Origin of the sequence: Haloferax larsenii, assembly GCF_024730625.1 — an archaeon.
Taxonomy (GTDB): Archaea; Halobacteriota; Halobacteria; order Halobacteriales; family Haloferacaceae; genus Haloferax; species Haloferax larsenii.
Genome location: NZ_CP078063.1, coordinates 959815 through 979322 on the forward strand (window position 1 = coordinate 959815; position 19508 = coordinate 979322).

14 protein-coding genes are annotated in these 19508 nt (G+C 61.2%); 5 read left to right on the forward strand and 9 right to left on the reverse strand.

What is annotated here, in order from left to right:
• Positions 1 to 7: 7 nt before the first annotated feature.
• The 9 genes from glyS to KU306_RS04975 form a co-directional block, all read right to left on the reverse strand.
• Positions 8 to 1792 (reverse strand): glycine--tRNA ligase, encoded by a 1785-nt coding sequence (gene glyS, locus KU306_RS04935; protein WP_258303060.1) that lies wholly within the window; start codon positions 1790 to 1792, stop codon positions 8 to 10.
• Positions 1785 to 2639: a CBS domain-containing protein gene (locus KU306_RS04940; protein WP_007544043.1), complete on the reverse strand. Its 855-nt coding sequence runs from the start codon at positions 2637 to 2639 to the stop codon at positions 1785 to 1787. The genes glyS and KU306_RS04940 overlap by 8 nt, the downstream gene beginning before the upstream one ends.
• 190 nt (positions 2640 to 2829) lie before the next feature.
• Positions 2830 to 3396 (reverse strand): DUF7529 family protein, encoded by a 567-nt coding sequence (locus KU306_RS04945; RefSeq protein ID WP_258303061.1) that lies wholly within the window; start codon positions 3394 to 3396, stop codon positions 2830 to 2832.
• 79 nt (positions 3397 to 3475) lie between these two features.
• A complete protein-coding gene (locus KU306_RS04950; RefSeq protein WP_258303062.1) occupies positions 3476 to 3898 on the reverse strand; it encodes a DUF7555 family protein in 423 nt (140 codons plus the stop codon).
• A gap of 3 nt (positions 3899 to 3901) precedes the next feature.
• Positions 3902 to 5239 (reverse strand): ABC transporter ATP-binding protein, encoded by a 1338-nt coding sequence (locus tag KU306_RS04955; RefSeq protein WP_258303063.1) that lies wholly within the window; start codon positions 5237 to 5239, stop codon positions 3902 to 3904.
• Complete coding sequence (locus tag KU306_RS04960; protein WP_258303064.1) at positions 5239 to 6315, reverse strand: ABC transporter ATP-binding protein; 1077 nt, start codon at positions 6313 to 6315, stop codon at positions 5239 to 5241. The genes KU306_RS04955 and KU306_RS04960 overlap by 1 nt, the downstream gene beginning before the upstream one ends.
• The gene (locus tag KU306_RS04965) at positions 6312 to 7757 is read right to left on the reverse strand and encodes an ABC transporter permease (RefSeq protein WP_258303065.1); all 1446 of its coding nucleotides are present in this window, start codon (positions 7755 to 7757) and stop codon (positions 6312 to 6314) included. Before KU306_RS04965 ends, KU306_RS04960 begins: the two co-directional genes overlap by 4 nt.
• 6 nt (positions 7758 to 7763) lie before the next feature.
• The gene (locus tag KU306_RS04970) at positions 7764 to 8813 is read right to left on the reverse strand and encodes an ABC transporter permease (RefSeq protein ID WP_258303066.1); all 1050 of its coding nucleotides are present in this window, start codon (positions 8811 to 8813) and stop codon (positions 7764 to 7766) included.
• A 226-nt stretch (positions 8814 to 9039) separates the two neighbouring features.
• On the reverse strand, positions 9040 to 10881 hold the full coding sequence (locus KU306_RS04975; protein WP_258303067.1) for an ABC transporter substrate-binding protein: 1842 nt from the start codon (positions 10879 to 10881) through the stop codon (positions 9040 to 9042).
• A gap of 237 nt (positions 10882 to 11118) precedes the next feature.
• On the opposite strand from KU306_RS04975, the gene KU306_RS19040 reads away from it, so the two are divergent.
• From KU306_RS19040 to KU306_RS04995, 5 genes are all read left to right on the forward strand, one after another.
• Positions 11119 to 11286 (forward strand): DUF7556 family protein, encoded by a 168-nt coding sequence (locus KU306_RS19040; RefSeq protein WP_007544054.1) that lies wholly within the window; start codon positions 11119 to 11121, stop codon positions 11284 to 11286.
• A gap of 63 nt (positions 11287 to 11349) precedes the next feature.
• On the forward strand, positions 11350 to 11769 hold the full coding sequence (locus KU306_RS04980) for a PPC domain-containing DNA-binding protein (protein WP_007544055.1): 420 nt from the start codon (positions 11350 to 11352) through the stop codon (positions 11767 to 11769).
• A 3-nt stretch (positions 11770 to 11772) separates the two neighbouring features.
• On the forward strand, positions 11773 to 16890 hold the full coding sequence (locus KU306_RS04985) for a DNA polymerase II large subunit (RefSeq protein ID WP_258303068.1): 5118 nt from the start codon (positions 11773 to 11775) through the stop codon (positions 16888 to 16890).
• A gap of 550 nt (positions 16891 to 17440) precedes the next feature.
• Complete coding sequence (locus KU306_RS04990) at positions 17441 to 18958, forward strand: phosphoenolpyruvate carboxykinase (ATP) (RefSeq protein ID WP_049918829.1); 1518 nt, start codon at positions 17441 to 17443, stop codon at positions 18956 to 18958.
• Between the two features lie 211 nt (positions 18959 to 19169).
• The gene (locus KU306_RS04995) at positions 19170 to 19457 is read left to right on the forward strand and encodes a DUF7130 family rubredoxin-like protein (RefSeq protein WP_049918830.1); all 288 of its coding nucleotides are present in this window, start codon (positions 19170 to 19172) and stop codon (positions 19455 to 19457) included.
• Positions 19458 to 19508 lie beyond the last annotated feature (51 nt).

Sequence of the window (19508 nt, forward strand, 5' to 3'; positions counted from 1 at the left end):
GGTGAGTTTAGGCTTCGACTGCCTCGTTGTCTTCGACCACCGCGTCGAACGAGACGGTCCCGGCGCGGAGACCGACCAGCGTGTCGACGAGGTCGGACACTGCGAGACGGACCTGTCGGCCGGAGTCACGTTCGCGGATGGTGACGGTGTCCGGGCCATCGCCTTCCATCCCATCGCGGTCGACGGTCACGCAGAACGGCGTGCCGACTTCGTCCTGTCGGCGGTAGCGCCGACCGATGCTGCCGGAGTCGTCGTAGGCGACCGCGAAGCCGGCGGCGCGGAGTTTCTCCGCGATGTCGTCGGCGAGGTCCACGAGTTCATCGACGTTGCTGACGAGGGGGAAGACACCCACGTTCGTCGGCGCGACGGTGGGCGAAAGCGAGAGGAACGAGCGCTCTTCGCCGTCGACTTCGTCCGTCTCGTACGCGTGCGCGAGAAGCGTGTACACCGTGCGGTCGATGCCGAACGAGGGTTCGACGACGTGCGGCGTGATGTGCTCGCCCGCCTCGGTCTGCGTCTCGACCGAGAAGTTCGCGACGTCGGTATCGACGGTGACTTCCTCGCCGTCGAGGTCGAGGGTGACTTCCTCGCCGTCGAAGGCGTCGGGGTCGCGCTCGGCGAGGGTTTCGAGCGCCTCGGCCACGTCTGCGGCCTGTGCGCCGAACTCGGGGCCGAGCGTCGCCATGTCGGGGTCGACGACGGCGCGTTCGACCGTCTTGGGTTCGTCGTACTGCTGGAAGACGGTGAAGTCGTCGTCGCCGTACTCGCCGTGCTTCGAGAGGTCGTAGTCGCTGCGGTACGAGAAGCCTGCAATCTCTATCCAGTCGCCGTCGACTTCGCTTTCGGCGTCCCAACAGTCCGCAGAGTAGTGGGCACGCTCGCCCGCGAGGTGCTGGCGGAAGCGGAAGCGGTCCATGTCGACGCCGATGTTCTCGTACCACTCCTGGGTGATGCCGAGGAAGTAGCCGAGCCACGCGTTGCCGATGATGCCGTCTTCGACGGCCTCGCCGATGGTCGTCTCGACGTAGTCGCCGTCGTCGGCCTGCTGCTCGGTCGCGGGGTACAGAAGCACCTCGATGTCTTCGACTCCCGAAAGGTCGGGTTCGTCTCGCTCGGGGTCGATGAAGTGTTCGAGTTCGGCCTGCGTGAACTCGCGGGTGCGGACGATGCTCTTGCGTGGGCTAATCTCGTTGCGGTAGGCGCGGCCGATTTGGGTCACGCCGAACGGAAGTTGGTTCCGCGCGTACTCCTTGATTCGCGGGAACTCCACGAAGATGCCCTGTGCCGTCTCGGGCCGGAGGTAGCCGGGAGACGAGGAACCGGGGCCGATGTTCGTCGCGAACATGAGGTTGAAGCTCTCGACGGACTGCCCGGCGAGTTCGGCACCGCAGTTCGGACAGACGAGGTCGAGCTCCGTGATTTTCTCTGCGGCTTCTTCGAGCGACAGCGTCTCGGCGTCTTCGAGGTCGGAGTTGTCCTCGATGAGGTGGTCCGCGCGGTGCGATTCGCTGCACTCGGCACACTCGACGAGCATGTCGTCGAAGCCGTCGAGGTGGCCGGAGGCTTCGAACACTGGCTCCGGCATGATGGTCGGCGCTTCGATTTCGAGGTTACCTTCCTGGACCGCAAAGCGGTCGCGCCACGCCTCTTCGACGTTGGACTTCAGCGCCGCACCCTGCGGGCCGTACGTGTAGAAGCCGCCGACGCCACCGTAGGCACCGGACGAACCGAAGAAGAAGCCGCGTCGCTTTGCCAGTTCGACGAGTGCGGCCGCCTCGTTGCCCTCACTCATGCAGCGCCTCCAGGAGGTTGATGTCGCGGACGATACCGATGAGTTCGTCGCCCGAGACGAGCGGAATCTGTTCGATGTCCTCGCGAATCATCGTCTGGGCGGCGTCCTTTGCGGTGACGCGCGTCGAGACGGAGACGAGGTCGTCGGTCATGAACTTCGAGACCGGTTCGGCCGGAATCTCGACGTTCCGGGTCGGGATGTAGCGGTTGCCGACGGCCTTGATGCCTTCCCACATCCACTCGTCGTCCTGCCCCGCGACGGAGTCGCCGGTGCCCGCCTCGCCTTCGACGACGCGAGCGACTTCGATGATGTCGACTTCGGTGACGATACCGGCGAGCGACGCTTCGTCGTCGAGGACGACCGCGTACGGGACGTTCGCGTAGTAGATTTCACGTTCGACGACCGGCAGCGGCGTCTCGATGTACGTCGTGTTCACGTCGCGGGCGGCGAGGTCACCGACCGGGGTCTCACCGTCGATGTCGCCGCGAGCGATTGCGCGGATGACGTCGGTCACAGTGAGGATGCCTTCGATACCGTCACCGTTGATGACGGGGATGCGTCGTGCACCCTCCGAGACCATCGTCTCGGCGACGACTTCGAGGTCGTCGTCCGAACTCACGGTCGGTACTTCGCGGACGAGGACCGCAAGCTGGTCTTCGTCCGGGTGCTTGATGAGGTCCTCTCGGGAGATGAGACCGCGGTACTTCGTCCCCTCGTCCGTCTCTTTGACGACCGGCACGGAGGAAAAGCCGCGCTCCTGCAGGTACTCCAGCACGTCATCGCGGGTCCCCGGAAGGGAGACCGTCACGACCTCCTCACCGGGCGTCATCGCGTCGGCTACTTTCATACCACCGCTTTCATCCCCACGCCTAATGTACTCTGCGAAGGCTCGCGCATCGTTCACACGGCTGGTTCCTCGTCCGAACGCTCCGAAAACACATCAAAATAATAATATTACACCTGGGTGGCTGCTCGACAGAGACACCGCACAGTGACGTTCCACCCGACCACCGGTTCGCACGAGGGTCGCTACTTCGTTACTCGTCTTCGTCGTCCGCGTTGGGTGCGAGTCGTCGAATCGCGTCGAGGTTCGGGAAGAACTTCTCGGGGTTGTCGTGTTCGACGATGCCGACGACTGTCCCGTCGAGTTTCTGGAGATACGTGTACATTCGACCTTCCTCGACGGCCGTCGTCGCACATTCCAGCGCCTCGCGGAGGTCCCACGCGCCAGCGACGAACACGGCCGTCTCGATGTCCGGCGCGAACAGCGCCGTCACCATGTAGACACGACCGTCGTTCTCGGCGCGGTACACTTCGTACTCCGGGAACTGTGTCTCCTCGAAAAGTTCGGAGACTTCCTCGGCTTTGTCGCCGGGGACTACGTACGCGATGCCGTATGCCTCCTCGTCGCCCTTCAGGGACGACGGGCCAAACACGCCGGTGTCGCCAGCGGCGATACGGATGGTGTCCCACCCGTCTGCTTCGAACTCATCGGCCATCGCGGTCATGTCGTCGAGGGTCGCACCCCACGCCTCGCGACGGCGGTCCGCTTCGCTGGCGACGCGTTCGACGTCGGGCATCTCCTCGTCTCCGATTTCGACCATATGGATGCTGGACGACGGATATGGTAAAAGGCATCGAAGCACACGATTCGGGTGTTCGACCCGTGTCCGACCGTGGCGGTCAGTAGTTGATGCCGAAGACGACTTCCATCGCAAACGACGTCGCAAGGATGCACACCGCTGCGAGGAACAGTTTCGTCCCGCTCGACGGGCGCTCGCTCGGACCCGGGCGAAGTGTCGGCGGCAACGTCACGTCGAGGAGGTTCGAGACCAGTTTCTCGACGCCAACCGGTTCGTCGTCGCCGGAGAACAACCCGCCGTCGTCACGTCCGCCTTTCCACGCCGCTTTCGGACGGACCTTCAGCGACGCATACGCGAGCATCGTAAACCCGAGGAAGAACATGAGCCACTTCGCTCCCGGGAGACCGCCGCCAGCGAGGACGCTCACTGTGGCAGTTAGGCCGAACACCACGCCGGTGAGTACGACGGCGTAGGCCACCGCATCGATGGTCTTGAGACCGACTCGGCGTGGGTTGAACTCCATGTGTTAGTGAACGAGTGACTCGAAGACGGTTGCAGGCTCTTCGTACTTGTCGTCGTGGCGGTGACAGAGGCTCAGGCGACCCTGATCCCCGACACCGAGTTGGCTGGGGCGCTCGCGGTCACAGACGCTCCCGAACTCTTCGCGGAGGTACGCTCGCCCGGCATCTTCGTCGTCGTTTTCGGCGTATTCGGCGGCCTCGTTGATGTGTTCCATGACGTCCTTCGGAACGTCGAGGTCACCGAACAGCTCTTCGAGTATCTCGTCCATCCCCGATTCGTGGGTCTCACGGCCGAGTAGTTCACGGACGCGCTCCGAAATCGACGGTTCGACACGGGACCGCTCGCGGAGGACTTCTCGTAGCACCTCGATGTGCTGCCACACCTCGTCGTCGAGAGTGCGGTACTCTTCGGGACGTATCTTGACCGGACAGCGCGTCGAGAACGGGCAACCAGCCGGTGGGTCACGCGGACTTGGCGGCGTTCCCCGAAGAGTGATTCGGTCGCGCGCCGTTGTCGGGTCTGGCTCCGGAATCGACGACAGGAGCGCGTGCGTGTACGGGTTCGCTGGTGCCTCGAACATCTCGTCCGACGGACCGATTTCCATGATGTTCCCGAGGTACATCACGGCCACGCGGTCACAGATGTGCCGGACGACGGCGAGGTCGTGGGCGATAAACAGGTACGTTAGCCCGAACTCCTCTTGGAGGTCTTCGAGCAGGTTGAGAATCTTCGCCTGCACCGACACGTCGAGCGCAGAGACCGGCTCGTCGAGGATGATGAAATCGGGTTCGAGCGCGAGCGCTCGGGCAATGCCGATACGCTGGCGCTGGCCGCCGGAGAACTGGTGCGGGTAGCGGTAGTAGTGCTGCTCTTGCAAGCCGACGGTTTCGAGGAGGTCGCGGACGCGCTGGCGACGCTCCTTCGGCGTCTTCCACTCGTGGACATCGAGCGGTTCACGGACGATTTCACCGACAGTCATCCGCTCGTTGAGGCTCGAATCGGGGTCCTGAAACACCATCTGAACGTCGCGGCGGAACTGTTTGAGGCCCGACCCCGACAGCGTAGTGATGTCGGTTCCGTTGAGTTTGACCTCACCCGCGGTGGCCTCTTCGAGACGCATCAGTGTGCGGCCGAGCGTGGACTTCCCACAGCCGGACTCACCGACGAGCCCGAGCGTCTCGCCGCGCTTGATGTCGAACGAGACACCGTCGACTGCCTTGACTGGGTTACTGCTGAGGAGCCCCCCGTCTTCGTAGTAGGTCTTCAGGTCGTTGACTTCGAGGAGCGTCTCCTGTGTCTCTCGGGTCACTGCTTCTTCTTCTTCCGTCGTCGTCGTACTCATCAGTTGTCACCTCTCTGTGTGTTGCCGTCGCGATGGATCGCGACCGCCTCGTCTGTCGAGATGTCCTCCGGGTAGAGGAGACACGCTGCGAGGTGTTCGGTGTCGTGCGACCCCACGCTGATGGGCTTCGGATGCACTACGTCACACTGGTCGAACGCCTTCGGACAGCGCGGTGCAAATCGACAATAGGTGGCCTCTTCGTTTGGCGTCGGAACGTCCCCCTCGATAGTCGAGAGGCGGTCGTCCTCGTCGAGCCCTTGCCCCGGGATTGAATTGAGCAGTCCCTGCGTGTAGGGGTGCTTCGGCGACTCGAACAGTTCGACGACCGGCGCGTTCTCGATGATTTCGCCAGCGTACATCACGTTGACGCGATCTGCGATTTCGGCGATGACACCCATATCGTGGGTGATGAACATAATCGCCAGGTCGCGTTCTTCCTGTAACTCTTCGAGAAGCTCCAGAATCTGCGCCTGGATGGTCACGTCGAGTGCCGTCGTCGGCTCGTCGCAGATGAGCAGTTCGGGGTCACACGCGAGTGCCATCGCGATGACGGCACGCTGGCGCATCCCGCCAGAGAACTGGTGGGGATACTCGCGCAGTCGGCGGTTGGCGTCCGGAATCCCGACTGCTTCGAGGAGTTCGATTGCTTCCTGTGTCGCCTTCGAACCAGATAGCCCGCGGTGCAGACGGAGTGCTTCCTTAATCTGGTTCCCGACGGTGTACACGGGGTTCAGACTGGTCAGCGGGTCCTGGAACACCATCGCGATGCTGCCACCGCGAATCGACCGCATCTGCTTGGGCGATTTCTCGATCAGGTCCTCGCCGTCGAACATGATACGCCCGTTTTCGATGCGTCCCGGTGAGTCGATAAGACGCATGATAGAGCGGGCAGTGACGGACTTTCCGGACCCGGACTCGCCGACGATACCGACCGTCTCGCCGCGATAGATGTCGAACGAGACGCCGTCGACGGCGCGGATAACCTCTTTGTCGGTGTAGAACGCCGTGCGCAGGTTCTCGACCGACAGGATGGGCTCTGCGTCGGCACGGGTCTTCGTGGACTGGTCGGTGCTCATGCACCACCACCCCCTGCGGCCGCAGTTTCGTTCTCGCCAGTGTCAGCCTGCGGGTCGATAGCGTCGCGGATACCGTCACCGAACGCGTTGAGCCCCGTCACGACGAGCGTGATGAGCACACCAGGGATGAACGAGATGTGCCACGAGGGGCTTGCGACGTACTGCTGACCGTCGGCGATGAGTCGTCCCCATTCGGGCGTTGGAGCCGTAATCCCGAGATTGAGGTACGAGAGACCGGCGACGCTGATGATGATACCACCGAGACTGAGCGAAGCGTAGATGAGCATGTAGCTGAACACGTACGGAGCCATGTGCTTGCGCATGACCTGCCCGGGTGTCTGACCGAACGATTTCGCGGCGTCAATCCAGTCCTGCTCGGACACCTGGAATGCTGGACCACGTATCGCACGCCAAATGAAGGGCCAGTAGACCAGGCTGAAGATGAGGATAATCAACACCGCACCGTCATATAACTCCCTTACCCAGGTGTTCTGGAAGATGACGAGCATCAAGATGAGGACCATGATGAGCGGTAGCGACTGTATCGAGTCACTCGCCAGCACGACGACCATGTCGGCGAGGCCCTTGTAGTACGCTGTAATCATGGCCAATGCGAGGCCGATGAGACCGGCGATACCGATGGACAAGACGGCGATGGTCAGGGATATCCTGGCCCCGAACACCACCTGTGTGAATAAGTCCTTCCCGTTTGTCGCAGTCCCGAACGGATGGAATCTACCGAAGTCATCGTAGCTCATGGGACCGACGTTTTCGTCACCGGCACCCTGTGACCCCGAACCGATGTTGGCCTCACCGACGAGCGCCGTCTCGACGGACTCGGTTTCTTCGTCGAAGTAGTTGATTTCGTAGTCGTACGGCTGGAGAATGTTTTTCTCCATTGTGGTTGGACCGACGGCGGGCGCGAATACCGCCATAACCACAAACATGATAGTAATGATAAGGCCGAACTCGCCCCAGGAGTGTCCCCGGAAGCGGTCGATAACGTCGTCGCGGGGCGTCCAGTCGACGCGGCGGTAGTGTCGCCGGAAGCGGTTATACCCGTCCCAAAGCCACGCGAGGACTGCGAACGCGTATGCGTAGACCACGACGAAGCGAATCGCCCACGCCGCTGCGGGCGACAGTCCGAGGAACGTCCCGACGTACTTCGACCCGTCCCAGTAGCCCTGGTTCGGGATGACGTCGCGTGAGACGAGCGTCGGGATGCCCTTCAGAGACTCTTGGAGGGACGCGACGGTGGCGGCCCCCGGGTCCCCCGGAAGCAAGTTGACGATGACGCCGGCGAGCGCACCGAAGACCTGCAAGACTGCACCGAGTTCGACCCCGATGAGTACTGCACCAACGGCTGCCCAGACGAGTGCCGGTTGGGGATTCTCAGCGATACGTTGTCGAAGCGGAAGTTCGGTTTCGGTTTTCGTACTCACTGTAAGTCACCCCTCGTACCCGACGCGCGGGTCGATAATCGTGTACAGGAAGTCCTGTAGGATGTTCGTTCCCACCAGGATGAGGATGAAGATGTACATCAGCGTCCCGATGAGCGGCAAGTCGCCGTTGATGGCTGCGTTGAAGAACAGCCAGCCGAGGCCGTTGATAGCGAAGACTGTCTCAACGAAGACAGAACCGCCGAGAAGCAGGAACGCCTCACCCGTGATGATGGGCACGAGTGGGATGAGCGCGTTCCGGAAGATGTGCTTCCAGACGAGCGTCCGTCCGGAGACACCTTTTGCACGGGCGGTCTCGACGTAGTTCGAGTTGATGGTCTCGAGGACGGCAGTCCGACCAATACGCATCTCGTTACCCATCGACGCCGACCCGAGGACCAGCGCGGCGGGTGCAATCTGCTTTGTTGCTCGGACGAGCTCCTTTAGCCACTCCCCTGGATTTTGCATGAAGCCTTCGAGCGGGGAGACGAAGAGTCCGAGCGCTGGCGGTGTCACGACGTTCGTCTTCACGATCCACGATTGCCACGTGAAGAAGCCACTCGTCCATTGCCCAGTCTGTGAGAGGGCGGTGACGAGCATAATCGCGAGCCAGAAGTTCGGCATCGCACGCCAGACGATTCCGCCGAAGGAGGCGAAGTAGTCAGACGGCGTGTTCGGGTTCAGCCCAGCGTAGAAGCCGAGCGGAATCCCGACGAACAGCGCGATGAGGACCGACCAGAAGCCGAGCCAAATCGTCCGTGGTGCGTACACTTGGATAAGCTCGTACGCCGTTGTCCCGGGTGCGATAACCCACGACTGGCCGAGGTTGAAAGTGAACAAGCGATACATGAAGTCGAAGTACTGACTCCAGAGCGGTTGGTTCAAGCCGAGATTCGTTCGGATTTGCTCTGCCGCCTCTGGGTTGTACTGTGTCCCCAGAATTGCTGATACAGGGTCCAGTGGACCCAGACGGATGAGCGCGAACGTAATCGTTGTCCCAAATATGACGACAGGAATCGACATCAGTACCCGTCGCATGAAGTACTGCCATCGACTCATGGAGTCACCTCACTGACCGTTCGAGCGGACATTATTGTAAGGGTTTAATGAGAGGGATGGATATGTCTTGCGCTTCCAAGTTGTAATATCGAACTCTCAGGCACTATGGCTGCCGAATATTACGAGGAGAAGTGACTAATTAAACGATTGTAAAAAATATTTCGAGTGTTGTCTGTCGATTGGCGCGGAAGTGCGCCGGGTGGGATTCCCGCGGCGTTGCGGGTGTTTACCGGTTGAGCTGAACCTTGTTCAGCTTCTGGCGGCTCGGACCCATGCCACCGAACGGCTCGATGTCGACGCTGTCGTACCAGAACGTCTCGTCCTTGCGGTTGTAGATGTTGAGCATCGCAACGTCCTCCCAGTTCGCCTCTTCGATGGCGACGTAGGCGTCGTTGCGGATCTGCTGGGCATCGTCGGTCGGGGCCGGGTTGTTGACGACTTCCTTGTAGGCGTCGGTCGCCTTCTGGTAGGCGTCGCCGTTGTCGGCCGTCCAGTTGACGTACGAGATCGGACCCTGCTTCGACGTGTCCGTCTGTGGCGGGTTCAGCAGCTGGAGGAAGTTGTCCGGCGCCGGCCAGTCAGCGATCCAGCCGAGAGTGTACGCTTCGAGCTGACCGTTGCGGCCGCGCTCGAGGAGCGTCGAGAAGTCGGCCTTCTGAATCTTCATGTTGACGTGAGCCGACGCGAGCTGGTCGCGCAGGATCTTCGCCATCTCCTCCCACGTGTCGGAGTTGTACTGGGTCCACTGGACTTCGAACTTGTTGTCCGGACCGTAGCCAGCTTCTTCCATGACCTCCTTGGCCTTCTGGATGTTCGTCTCGGCGACACCGTACGGGTAGTCGGACTCGATCTTGTCGTTCGCCGCCTGTGCGCCACCGGGGTAGATGGTCGGCGGCGTGAAGACGTACGCCGGGGAACCGCGACCCTTGAACACTTCTTCGACCATCTGGTCCTGGTTCAGGACGTACGCGAACGCCTGACGAACCGGCTTCGGGACCTTGTTCATGTTGAAGCCGACGTAGAAGATCGACAGGGTCGGAACGCCGACGTAGTTGGCGGTCTTGCCGTTGCGGAGCGGGCCGTACGTACCGATTTCACGGCCGAATTCGTCGGTCGTCTCCACCTGAACCTTACCGGGGTCGTACTGCGCGGTGGGCAGACCGAAGTAGTCCGCGTTCTCGTTCATCGCGTAGTTGTAGCGGGCCGTGTCGTCCTCGATGACCTGCCAGCGGACGTTGTCGACCTTCGCGACGTCGCCGTAGTAGTCGTCGTACTTCGTGACGGCTGCGGCGGTACCTTTCTCCCAGAAGTTGAACTCGAACGGACCGGAGCCAATCGGGTTCTTGCTGGCGAACTCGGTGTACTCCATCTCGCCCTCGTAGTCGCCGACGTCGCCGACGATGCCTTCCGGCAGGGCGGCGAACGAGGTGTAGGCGAACATCTCGAGGGTGCTGTGGAACGGCTCGTCGAGGGTGACGACAAGCTCGGTTTCGCTCGGAGCTTCGACGCTGAGCGTACCGGGCTTGTAGTTCCCTTCGCTGTCCGTCTCGTGCTGGACGCCGATGGAGTCGAGGATGAAGTAGGCACGGCGGCTGTTCTCGGAGGCTGCGAGGCGCTCCCACGCGTAGGCGAAGTCAGACGCCTTGACCTTCGATCCGTCGTGGTACGTTGCGTCCTCGAGCTGGAACGTGTACGTCGTGAAGTCGTCGGAGACGGTGTAGTCCGCGGCGAGTTCGTTCTCGACCGTCGGCAGTCCATCCGGATAGGACATCAGGCAGTCGAAGACCTGCTGAATGACGATACCGGAGGACGTGTCCGTCGCTGAAACGGGGTCCATCGTCGTGATGGTCCCCGAGAGGATGCGATTGAAGACAGACCCGGAGAGTTCCTGGCCACTGTCTTCTTCAGTCGTCGGCTGCTCGGTGGTCTCATTGCCACTGGTTCCTTCGTCTGTCGTCGTCTCTTCACCATCTCCGCCACCGGTACATCCGGCGAGAGCGGCAGCCGTAGCGGCACCACCCGTTGCTTTCAGGAAGCGGCGACGCGAGAGTTTGTTAGTGTCTGGCATTCGGACAACTCTTTCAAGCCCTCGTGGATAAACTTACCGTATTCGATTTGTTTGATACGGGTTTGTGTGGATGGGGTGTAGTTACCTACCCAAACGGCGAAAACTGCCGCGAGAACTGCCGGAACTATAGTCTTGGATTTTAAACTAGTTTCTCAGAGGACAGAATCGACACCCCGTGTTGACGTGGAACACTGCCGTTTCGGGCAACTTATATAGGGGTGACACTATGTATCATACATGACGCCGGATGCGACGGCTTCCGTCGACGACTCAGGCGCCGAGGTTATGGCCTCGGTGGATCGTACTCAGACGGGCCAGCGTCTTATTATCGCGGACATCTCCCGCGACGACGCGTGGCTCGCTGCCGACGTAGCCGACGCACTCGCACTCGACGACTGGCGATAATCGCTCTCGCGGTCTACGCGAAGAACATTCACATTTTAGTCTGACTCTCCCGTGACTCGTAGTATGAACGCTCGAGCGGTGACGGTGAGCGAGGAGTACCTCGCGAGCCTCGAACACGGGGCAGACTGGCGCGAGGAGATAGAGGAGTTCTGCGCCAGAAAGGACATCGACTCCGCGTGGTTCAACGCGATGGGTGCCGTCCAAGACGCCGAACTCTGGTTCTACGACCAGGACACCCAGGAGTACCAGTCTGTCACGTTCGACGAACCGCTCGAAGTCGCTTCGTGCGTGGGGAACGTCGCACTCCTCGACGGTGAACCCTTCGCGCACACTCACGCCGTCCTCTCCCGTCGAAGTGGGCAGTCACTCGCAGGCCACCTCAACGCGGGGACTGTCTTCGCGGGCGAACTGTATCTCCGCGCGTTCGAAGAACCGCTCGAACGCGAACACGACGACGTAACCGACCTCGACCTCTGGTTGTAAACCGTGCGCGAAGAGGAAGAACGGTACTTCGGACGCATCGAAGGCCGACTCGACGAGGCGTTCGAAGTCGCACGCGCCGCAAAACAGCAGGGTCACGACCCGAAACGGGACGTCGAAATCCCGGTCGCCAAGGACATGGCCGACCGCGTCGAGAACATCCTCGGCATCGATGGCGTCGCCGAGCGCGTCCGCGAACTCGAAGGGGAGATGTCACGCGAAGAGGCCGCCCTCGAACTCGTGACCGACTTCGTCGACGGCAACGTCGGTGACTACGACTCCCGCGAGGGCAAAGTCGAGGGCGCGGTTCGAACCGCCGTTGCCCTCCTCACCGAGGGTGTGGTCGCCGCACCAATCGAAGGTATCGACCGCGTCGAGATTCTCGAAAACGACGACGGCACCGAGTTCGTCAACGTCTACTACGCCGGGCCGATTCGCTCGGCGGGTGGGACCGCACAGGCGCTGTCGGTGCTCGTTGCCGACTACGCCCGGTCGCTTCTCGGCATCGACGAGTACAAGGGCCGAGACGACGAAATCGAGCGCTACGTCGAGGAAATAAATCTCTACGACAAGGAGACCGGTCTCCAGTACTCGCCGAAGGACAAGGAGACGCGCTTTATCGCCACGAACATGCCCATCATGCTCGACGGCGAGGCGACCGGCGACGAAGAAGTCTCTGGCTTCCGCGACCTCGAACGCGTCGATACCAACTCCGCACGCGGGGGTATGTGTCTCGTCATGGCCGAGGGTATCGCGCTCAAAGCTCCGAAGATTCAGCGGTACACTCGTCAACTCGACGAAGTGGAGTGGCCGTGGCTTCAGGACCTCATCGACGGTACCATCGGCAAAGACGACGGGAAGAAAGACGAAAGCGAGGCCGAAGCCGAATCTGAGGCTGGCGACGCTGACGAAGACGACGCCGACGCTGCCGAAGCAGACGACGCTCACGACGAACCCGAAGGCCCACCTCGTGTCGAACCCGCAACCAAGTTCCTCCGCGACCTTATCGCCGGCCGGCCAGTCTTTGGCCACCCCTCCGCACCCGGTGGGTTCCGGCTTCGCTACGGTCGCGCCCGAAACCACGGATTCGCGACGGCTGGCGTCCACCCGGCGACGATGCACATCGTAGACGACTTCATCGCCACCGGCACGCAGATTAAGACCGAACGGCCCGGGAAGGCCGGCGGTGTCGTCCCCGTCGACTCTATCGAGGGGCCGACAGTCAGACTCGCCAACGGCGACGTTCGCCGCATCGACGACCCCGAAGAGGCCGAGGAACTGCAAAACGGGGTCGAGAAAATCATCGACCTCGGCGAGTACCTCGTCAACTTCGGCGAGTTCGTCGAGAACAACCACCCGCTCGCACCCGCCTCCTACGTCTTCGAGTGGTGGATTCAGGACTTCGAAACGACCGACGCCAACGTACAGGCCCTCCGCGACGACCCGACTGTCTCACTCGACGACCCGACTGTCGAGGAGGCACTCGCCTGGGCCGAGCAGTACGACGCTCCGCTGCATCCGAAGTTCACCTACCTCTGGCACGACATCTCCGTCGAGCAGTACGACGCGCTCACCGATGTCGTCGCGGCGGGCGAGATTGTCGCCGCCGAAGCAGACGGTGGACAGCCGCGCGGCAGCCGAGCAGGTGGTGGCCGCGCCGACGGCGGCGGTATCGCGGTCGAACCCGAAGACGGAAACGAGGGAACGCTCGTCGTCGAGAACACGCCCGAAATCCGCGAAACGCTCGAAAACCTGCTCGTCGAACACCGCCAGACCGACGAGGAGCTTCGCATCCCCATTTGGCGACCACTCGCTCGCTCGCTCGGCCTTGCTGACGACCGAGCGCGTACGTGGTCACTTGATGACCTTTCGGCGCGCGCCCGCGAATGGGAAGACGGCGACAACGCCGTCGAGGCGGTCAACGAAATCGCACCCTTCGAAGTCCGCGAGCGGGCACCGACCCGAATCGGCGGTCGGATGGGTCGCCCCGAGAAATCCGAACGCCGCGACCTCTCGCCTGCGGTTCACACGCTGTTCCCAATCGGCGAAGCGGGTGGGAGCCAACGCGACGTCGGCGACGCCGCTCGGAAATTCGGCGAGTCAGGCAAACGCGGCGAAGTCTCCGTCCGACTCGGGAAGCGAAAGTGCCCCGACTGCGGACAGTTCGGATTCAAACCGAAGTGTTCCAACTGCGGCGGCCACACGAAGCCTCACTACGAGTGCGACGACTGCGGCACGGTAATCCAGCCCGACGAATCGGGCCGCGTCTACTGTGACCGCTGTGAGTGGGACGTCGAGAGCGCCGAGTGGCAGACTGTCGACCTGAACACCGAATATCGGGACGCGCTCGAATCGGTGGGTGAGCGCGAGTCGTCCTTCGAGATTCTCAAAGGCGTCAAAGGACTCACCTCCTCGAACAAGACGCCCGAACCCATCGAGAAGGGTGTCCTCCGGGCGAAACACGACGTCTCGTCGTTCAAAGACGGGACCGTCCGCTACGATATGACCGACCTTCCGGTCACGGCGGTCCGGCCCGAGGAACTCGACGTGACGGCCGACCACTTCCGCGAACTCGGCTACGAGACCGATATCGACGGCGAACCGCTCCGATTCGACGACCAACTGGTCGAACTCAAAGTCCAAGATATCGTCCTCTCGAAGGGTGCGGCGAAGCATATGATGCAGACCGCGAACTTCGTCGACGACCTCCTCGAACAGTTCTACGGGCTGGAACCGTTCTACAAGATGGACGAGCGCGACGACCTCATCGGCGAACTCGTCTTCGGGATGGCACCCCACACCTCCGCGGCGGTCGTCGGGAGAGTTGTCGGATTCACGACAGCTGCGGTCGGATATGCGCATCCGTACTTTCACGCCGCGAAACGCCGGAATTGCTTCCATCCAGAAACCAAGGTTTGGTATCGAGACGAGGACGACGAGTGGCACTTCGGAGACGTTCTGACGCTGGTCGAAGAACGGCTCTCTGACCCAGAAACAGACGACTTCGGGACGCTGGTGCAAGAAATCGGTGGCGACGTGCTCGTTCCTTCTCTCACCAGAGATGGGAGAGAGACGTACAAACCGGTCGAAGCGGTCTCGAAACACGTCGCTCCAGACCAACTCGTCCGCATCGAGACCCATGCAGGAAGAGAGTTGACCGTCACGCCCGACCACACGATGATTCGGGCAGATGGCGACCAGTTCGAACGCGTCCCCGCTCACGAAGTTGGTGAAGGTGACGCAGTCCCGTCGCCGAAATCGGTCGAACTCGACTCGGACCCGTTCGAGTTCGACTTGCTCGAAGAGTTCTTAGCCGGCGATTCGATACCAGCCGAGGACCTGATGGTTCGTGGACTCGGTAAGGAACGAATTCAATCGCTCTTCGACGAATACACTGGAAAAAGTGGGTATCTGAAACCTGTCGCCGAACTGCTCGACTGTGGCGATTCGACTGTCTACAACTGGGTTTCGCGCGATAGTGTCCCCGCTTCGGTGTTCATCGAACTCTTCGGCGACACCGACGCCGTAGTCGATACACTTCCGAACGACGTCTCGCTCGGTATTCGCCGCGACACCGCAACTGTCTCCAGAACGCTCGAAATCGACGAGGAGTTCGGGACGGTTCTCGGGTACTACGCTGCAGAAGGATTCACCAGAGCAGATTCCGGGAATTTCTATCAGACGACTATCTGCATCCCCGACGAAGTCGCTCGCGACCACATCTCTGAGACGTTGTCCCGAACGTTAGGTATCGAGGCGTTCGACGAGAACGAATGGAAATTAACGGTTTCGAGCCGTCTCGTCGAATCGCTGTTCACGGACGTCCTTGGACTTGGTTCGCGGGCGAAAGACAAGCACATCCCGGATACAGTCTTGTCAGGTCCGAACTCTGTCCTCCGTTCCTTCTTAGCGGCGTACTTCTCGGGTGACGGTAGTGCGTCTGCCGACCGTGTGGAAATTCGTGCACACACGGTGAGCGACGAGCTTAAACGGGACCTCGTTGCTGCACTCAAGCGGTTCGGAATCGCCACGAAGACCTACAGTGAGCGCCGAGTCCCCCGAACTGGTGCGCTCGCGGAATTCTACGACACCGTCCCCGAATTCGACACGTGGGTTCTCAAAGTCACGTCCGAGAACGCAGTTCGGTTTGCGGACGAAATTGGGTACCACCTCCCACGGAAGGAGGAGACCCTCACGGATGCCATCGCCAACACTGAAATCCGAACGCAACGACTCTTCGCCGACGGCGGCGACACGTGGCTCGACGAAATTGTGTCTGTCGAGTACGTCGAAAGCGACGTTGACCACACGTACTCGCTGACTGTCGAGGAGACGAACTCACTCGTCGCACACGACCTCTACGTCGGGCAATGTGACGGTGACGAAGACTGTGTGATGCTCTTGATGGACGGTCTTCTCAACTTCTCGAAAGAATTCCTCCCCGACAAACGTGGCGGGCAGATGGACGCGCCGCTCGTGATGTCCTCGCGCATCGACCCCTCGGAAATCGACGACGAGGCGCACAACATGGACATCGTCCGGCAGTACCCGCGGGAGTTCTACGAGGCGACCCGTCGGATGGAAGACCCCGACGACTGGGAAGACGAAGTCACCATCGCGGAGGAGTACCTCGGAACCGACCGCGAGTACACTGGATTCGACCACACCCACGACACCACGGACATTGCCGCCGGGCCGGACCTCTCCGCGTACAAGACCCTCGGGTCGATGATGGACAAGATGGACGCTCAGTTGTTCCTCGCGCGAAAGCTCCGGGCGGTCGACGAGACCGACGTGGCCGAGCGCGTCATCGAGTATCACTTCCTGCCGGACCTCATCGGGAACCTCCGCGCGTTCTCCCGGCAGGAGACGCGCTGTCTCGACTGCGGCGAGAAGTACCGCCGGATGCCCTTGACCGGCGAGTGTCGCGAGTGCGGTGGCCGGGTGAACCTCACCGTCCATCAGGGGTCTGTGAACAAGTACATGGACACCGCGATTCAGGTTGCAGAGGAGTTCGACTGCCGCGACTACACCAAACAGCGCCTCGAAGTGCTCGAAAAGAGCCTCGAATCCATCTTCGAGAACGACAAGAACAAACAGTCGGGTATTGCGGACTTCATGTAGTGTGGGGCGGTCGAGTGCGGTTTTTTCCTCCAGGTTTTCGAGCCGAGTGACGGAGTCACTCGGGGAGAAAAAGTGGAAAACGAACAGTCGGGTATTGCGGACTTCATGTAGTGTGGTCGGCGGTCGAGTGCGGTTTTTTCCTCCGGGTTTTCGAGCCGAGTGACGGGGTCACTCGGGGAGAAAAAGTGGAGTGTTGTGGGTGGAGTGGACCGCAGATACGACTCAAACTATTCGTTAGTATCTGCTCGTAGATTCACACTGTTGGGGCGTAGTGTGGTAGTATTCTGCCCTCGTCCATAATGACGTACGCAACACGTCGACCTTGTACGCTGTGCTAGTTATGTGTCCGGCACGCGCGTGCGAACGACTGGCATATCGGGCCGCAGAGTCGACCGTCGTTATCCTACCCTCTTGTTGTCTTTCGACGTGTCACACGCTGACGATTGTGTATGATTGTTTGTTAGATTAACCCGGACGCAAGTGAATTTTCTTCATCAGTATTTCTAGTTCAAAAAAGCTTATGCTGATATCTAGCGGAGTATCTGGTGGAATGGCAAAATCGACTCTCTGGCCGACAGTAGCCGACTTCCCCGACCCTGTGGCGACGGACCACATCACGTACAACCCGTCGTTTGCGGACCTCCGCGACTACTCTGCACACTTCGAGACGACCACCGACTACGAGTCCCCATCGTACGTCAGTTCGTATCGGTCTCGGAGTGCCGACCGGACCGCGAACGCTGTCGACGATTCGTTCGACGACGACGACTTCGACGTGTTCCAGCGCGGTATCGAGTGGGTTTCCGACCCCTCGAACGACGTGCTCTGTGTCGACCGGGTCGTCGGTCGCCACGAGGAAGTCTCGGCAGTCTGTCGACTGTTCCTCCCGAAGGAGTACGGCCGTATCGCACTCGCGTGGGCCAAACTCCTCGAAGCACCCGAAGACGGTGCCGAACCGGACTTCGTCACCGTCCAACTCCCCGACGCTACCGACGAGCCGTGTATTCGTATCCTTCCCGATGAAGGACTCACGACGGTCCTCGGCAGCGACTACACCGGTGAGGCGAAAAAGTCGTTCCTGCGACTGTTCATGCTCCGTGCGAAGCAGGCCGGTGGGCTCGGACTGCACGCCGGGAGCAAGCGGGTCGCGCTCGACGCGGCCGACGGCCACCGCGAGGTCGGACAGCTCTTTTTGGGACTGTCGGGAACCGGTAAGTCGACGCTGACCAGCCACGGGCTCTGGTTAGACGACCCGGAAGGCGCGGAGATGCTTCAGGACGACGTCTGCGCACTGCTTCCCTCGGGAACCGTCGCCGGTAGTGAGGGCGGCGGCCTCTACATCAAGACGCTCGGCCTCGACGCCGACGAGCAACCCGAACTCCACGGGGCGGCGACCGACGACAGCGCCGTCCTCGAAAACGTCGCCGTTGACGACGACGGGACCGTCCACTTCGACGAACCGCGCCACGGCCGGAACGCGCGCGCAGTGATTCGCCGCGACCACCTCGAAAGCTCGGCGGACGACATCGACCTCGAACAGGTCGACCAGGTGTTTTTCATCACGCGCAACCCGCTGATGCCACCGATTGCGAAACTCGACGAGTCGCAGGCGGCAGCCGCGTTCATGCTCGGCGAGTCCGTCGAGACGAGCGCCGGCGACCCCTCGCGCATCGGCGAACCGATTCGGGTCGTTGGAACCAACCCCTTCATCGTCGGGTCAGAGGGTAAAGAGGGCAACCGCTTCCGCGACCTCATCGACGACCTCGACGTGGACTGTTTCGTCATCAACACCGGTGCGGTCGGGACCGCCGACCCCGTCGACGTCGGCGTCGAAGAGACCATCGCCATTCTCGAAGGTGTCGCCCGCGAGAGCATCGAGTGGACCCACGACGACACGCTCGGTCTGACCGTTCCGTCGGACGTTCCCGGCATCGACATCGAGCAGTTCGCGGTCGCCGACCACGTCGAGGACTTCGCCGACGCCCACAGCGACCTCCGCGCCGAGCGTCGCTCCTACCTCGAACAGTTCCCGGACCTCGACGACGACATCGTAGACGCGACGTACTAACCACCCCCGCGAGACGGGGCGTTACCCTTCCTTTTCGACATCCGAGCCGAACCCGTTTCTGACACTCCGTGTTCGACGAAACTTTCCAACCTCTTCGATGATTCTATATCGCGGCATCCAGTTTATTACTTATGTTCGCCTCGCTGTCGCAGCCACAGGAGCGGTTCGGTGGCCGTTCGAATTTAGGCCGTTGGATGTCTATTGTGAACATATGGCAACCAAATCTGAGCCAACCGTCGGCATGACGGTCTACACCGAGGACGGAACCGAAATCGGGACTATCCGCGGCTTCGACGAGGACGGTTTCTTCGTCACGACTCGCGACGGGCTCGCGGAGATGTCAATCGAACACGAGCGCGCGGGCCACGAGTTCGGGGAGGCGGAGTTGATGTGGCGGTGCGACGAGTGCGGCGAGATGGGCTCTATCGACGACTTACCCGACACGTGTCCCAACTGTGGTACCGAGCGGGAGAACATCTACTACTGGACCGAGGACTGAGACGCGCGGCCCGCAGACTCCTCGATTTTTATCGCCCGCTGTGTACGTCCA

What these genes read in the sequence shown, in the direction of transcription:
- glyS (WP_258303060.1), bottom strand. Translation starts at nt 1,792, where the DNA reads ATGAGTGAGGGCAACGAGGCGGCCGCACTCGTCGAACTGGCAAAGCGA.
- KU306_RS04940 (WP_007544043.1), bottom strand. Translation starts at nt 2,639, where the DNA reads ATGAAAGTAGCCGACGCGATGACGCCCGGTGAGGAGGTCGTGACGGTC.
- KU306_RS04945 (WP_258303061.1), bottom strand. Translation starts at nt 3,396, where the DNA reads ATGGTCGAAATCGGAGACGAGGAGATGCCCGACGTCGAACGCGTCGCC.
- KU306_RS04950 (WP_258303062.1), bottom strand. Translation starts at nt 3,898, where the DNA reads ATGGAGTTCAACCCACGCCGAGTCGGTCTCAAGACCATCGATGCGGTG.
- KU306_RS04955 (WP_258303063.1), bottom strand. Translation starts at nt 5,239, where the DNA reads ATGAGTACGACGACGACGGAAGAAGAAGAAGCAGTGACCCGAGAGACA.
- KU306_RS04960 (WP_258303064.1), bottom strand. Translation starts at nt 6,315, where the DNA reads ATGAGCACCGACCAGTCCACGAAGACCCGTGCCGACGCAGAGCCCATC.
- KU306_RS04970 (WP_258303066.1), bottom strand. Translation starts at nt 8,813, where the DNA reads ATGAGTCGATGGCAGTACTTCATGCGACGGGTACTGATGTCGATTCCT.
- KU306_RS04975 (WP_258303067.1), bottom strand. Translation starts at nt 10,881, where the DNA reads ATGCCAGACACTAACAAACTCTCGCGTCGCCGCTTCCTGAAAGCAACG.
- KU306_RS19040 (WP_007544054.1), top strand. Translation starts at nt 11,119, where the DNA reads ATGACGCCGGATGCGACGGCTTCCGTCGACGACTCAGGCGCCGAGGTT.
- KU306_RS04980 (WP_007544055.1), top strand. Translation starts at nt 11,350, where the DNA reads ATGAACGCTCGAGCGGTGACGGTGAGCGAGGAGTACCTCGCGAGCCTC.
- KU306_RS04990 (WP_049918829.1), top strand. Translation starts at nt 17,441, where the DNA reads ATGGCAAAATCGACTCTCTGGCCGACAGTAGCCGACTTCCCCGACCCT.
- KU306_RS04995 (WP_049918830.1), top strand. Translation starts at nt 19,170, where the DNA reads ATGGCAACCAAATCTGAGCCAACCGTCGGCATGACGGTCTACACCGAG.